This window comes from Antrihabitans spumae (assembly GCF_043944905.1).
Taxonomy (GTDB): domain Bacteria; phylum Actinomycetota; class Actinomycetes; order Mycobacteriales; family Mycobacteriaceae; genus Antrihabitans; species Antrihabitans spumae.
On record NZ_JBIMSN010000103.1, the window covers coordinates 1 to 2,836 of the forward strand.

Consider the following 2,836-nt stretch of genomic DNA (forward strand, 5'->3'; position numbering starts at 1 on the left):
CAAGATCGAAAACCCAATCCGAAACAGATCAAGCCGGCACGTCAGCCCGGAGAAAGATCTGGGCTAGATTTCGCGATTCTGAACCAACTGAGCGCCGGTCGCGTTGAGCGATTCCTCCTCGGCGGTTCGCTGACGTCGGATTCGGGATACCGCGCGTCCGCTATCTCCGACACGATGAGTGTGAGCGCAGGGGTTGCATGGCTCGATGTAGCAGACTACCTACGGTGCTACTCAAATCTTGGCGGAGTAGCCGCGTTCGAAGCCAAGGAATTCCACCTACTTTCTCATGTGTGTGACCGACCAATTCAGATAGGCCGCACATAACGGGCTTCCTGAAACTTTCTATTCGCGCCGCGCCGAAAGAATGCTCGAATCGCGTTCGGCGTCGCATCCAACAGGAATAAAGGTTGCCTCGTTCTTGATTCCGAGCCCCAAGCTCCATCAACCCACATCTGGGACAGACGGCGCCACGTGGACCACGATTGCGACGTCTGGTATCTCAACGGCCTGAACCACCCCAACAGAGAACTGTGTTTTGCATGTCAAGGTAATCCGACATGACGACGGAGGGCTGACAAGCGAAGTAGTGGGAACGACGATCGCATGGCTAGACATCAAAGGCTGGCGGCACCTCAGCTTCTGAGCGAGGACGACCAACACCGAGACCGTCCCGGTCCACGATCGGGGCGGTCTCACCGTGCCACTTGACAAACGATCCCTTCATATCAGCTAGCTGGCCCAGCTGGTGGAGCATGAGTGCCTTAGCTCTACGCGAATCGCTAAACGCCCGACTCAACTAGAACTGGGTTCGCGCCGCCTCGGCAAGGCTCTCCGCGCTGAACAAGCGGTCGAATCCGTGATGGTGCCCAAATCGCGCACGAAAAGCGTCGAGTTTCATCGACTCCAAGATCTCTCGAACAGCCTCATCCACATCAGGCCCTCCCTCCCACGACGGTGGTGCGACCACGTGGACGCCGAAACCGGGTTCGAGCGACCGATCGGGGCAATATACGGTGTCTGCACGAATACGACCGGTCGCGAGTGCGTCTCGAAGTTGGACGGTCCAGACCACATCGACTCGCTTCTTGACGTTTCCACCTGAATACTCCTCGACTCCGCGTCCCTCCTGCGGAAGCGGACCTTGATACGGCAGGTAGGACGACCTCTCGCGGCTCTCGACGACTCCCCGCCCGGCAATGCAGAACAAGGACTTCGCGTCTTTAAATCGACCCAAAGTACCGACGTACCAGCCATGTCCGAGCACGGTGAAGGTCAGCGTCACCACGAGGACCCGGCCTTTGTTCCGCCGCAGCACTCCACGATCTTGGTCCTGCCAAACACTTCTCTCCTGACAAACCAAGATCGGACATGGAGCCACGTTACGCGCGCGCATCAGAGCGAGGTAATCATCAAGCATCCGCTGCGCGTTGTTCTGCCACGCCGACGCGACGGCGTCAGCGTCAGCGCCTGTCGCTTTTGCAATCTTCTGCTGTTTGAGTAGCTCCGCTTCGAGTTCATTCATGCCACTGCTTTCCCTTTCCGCCCGGCGGCCAGGATCCGCACGTCCAATTAGACCACCCCTCGCAGCCGAGCGAGGCTCGCTGCCCGAGCAATCGCGGACCGCAAACTAGTGGTGTAACTCCTGAGGCACAGGAAAGCCTTGGGACCGATGCGGTAAGACAAGACGGCGGTCATCGACCTGGATACGGCGCGCGTTTGTCTCCTAGAGAACAATTGGCTGGCGCTATCGTTTCGCCTTGTCGATCATGTCGGTATGAACACGACACCGAAGTCACCGGCGCTCGGCGTGGATTTCGGGCGCGTGATTCAAGGTGGCGAAGTTCTTGACGGCGGTACGGACACGCAGTTTCTAGGAACAAGCCGCGAGGCTGCGATGCATTCACCGGCAACCAGGGGTGTCTTCGACGTGCTGCCACGACTGGTCGAGCGATTCAACGGCCGCGTGTGGATCATCTCGAAATGTGGTCCGCGCGTTCGTAGTCTGATGCTGGAATGGCTAGACATCCATGACTTCTACGACCGCACCGGGATACCGCGCGGGAACGTCCGCTGTTGTGAGAAACGAGCCGACAAGGCCGAGCACTGCGCCAAGCTCGGGATCACGCACATGATCGATGACCGGCTTGCCGTTCACACACATCTCCGTGAAGTGGTGCCGAACCTGTACCTCTTCGGTCAGCAATCTTCCATGATCACGCCGGATTGGGTGACGCCGGTCCTGACCTGGGCCGACGTAGAGAACAACATCAACATCGACCATGCAGCACCGGCATGCCCGATTGAATCCTTCTCTGGCCAGTACCGGACGTTGAGCAACTTCGCGGCGTACCCAACAGTGTTCGACGGCGTGCAGTTTCCGACGGCGGAGCACGCCTACGTTGCGGCGAAAACTCTCGATCCCGACCTTCGAGACATCGTGCGGGAACTGTCCAGTCCAGGAAATGCGAAGCACTTTGGACGCTCGGTCCAGCTGCGACCGGATTGGGTTGCCGTTCGCGAATCGGTGATGCTGGAGATCTTGCGGGCCAAGTTCACCGCCAACCCAGATGCAGGGCAGATCTTGCTCGACACCGGCACTGCCGAGCTGATAGAAGGCAACCGATGGCACGACAACTACTGGGGCCGATGCGGCTGTAAACCCTGTCGGCGCAACGGAATCGGTATGAATACGCTCGGTCGCCTGCTCATGCAAGTGCGCGGCGAGCTCGCGACACAGACGCCGCCAGGCGTATAGCGAATGAAGCAGGAAATCGACGCTGGCAGGTCCCCGATAGTCGGACCACATCGTCTTAGAGCCGTATTTTGATTGGTGTCA

General features: G+C 58.7%; 2 protein-coding genes. One reads left to right on the top strand and one right to left on the bottom strand.

Annotated features, from left to right (window positions below):
- Positions 1-796: 796 nt before the first annotated feature.
- A complete protein-coding gene (locus ACHIRB_RS21930; RefSeq protein ID WP_395126724.1) occupies positions 797-1,522 on the bottom strand; it encodes a hypothetical protein in 726 nt (241 codons plus the stop codon).
- A 252-nt stretch (positions 1,523-1,774) separates the two neighbouring features.
- Between ACHIRB_RS21930 and ACHIRB_RS21935 the strand changes: the two genes are divergently transcribed.
- On the top strand, positions 1,775-2,755 hold the full coding sequence (locus ACHIRB_RS21935; RefSeq protein WP_395126725.1) for an NADAR family protein: 981 nt from the start codon (positions 1,775-1,777) through the stop codon (positions 2,753-2,755).
- Positions 2,756-2,836: the final 81 nt, after the last annotated feature.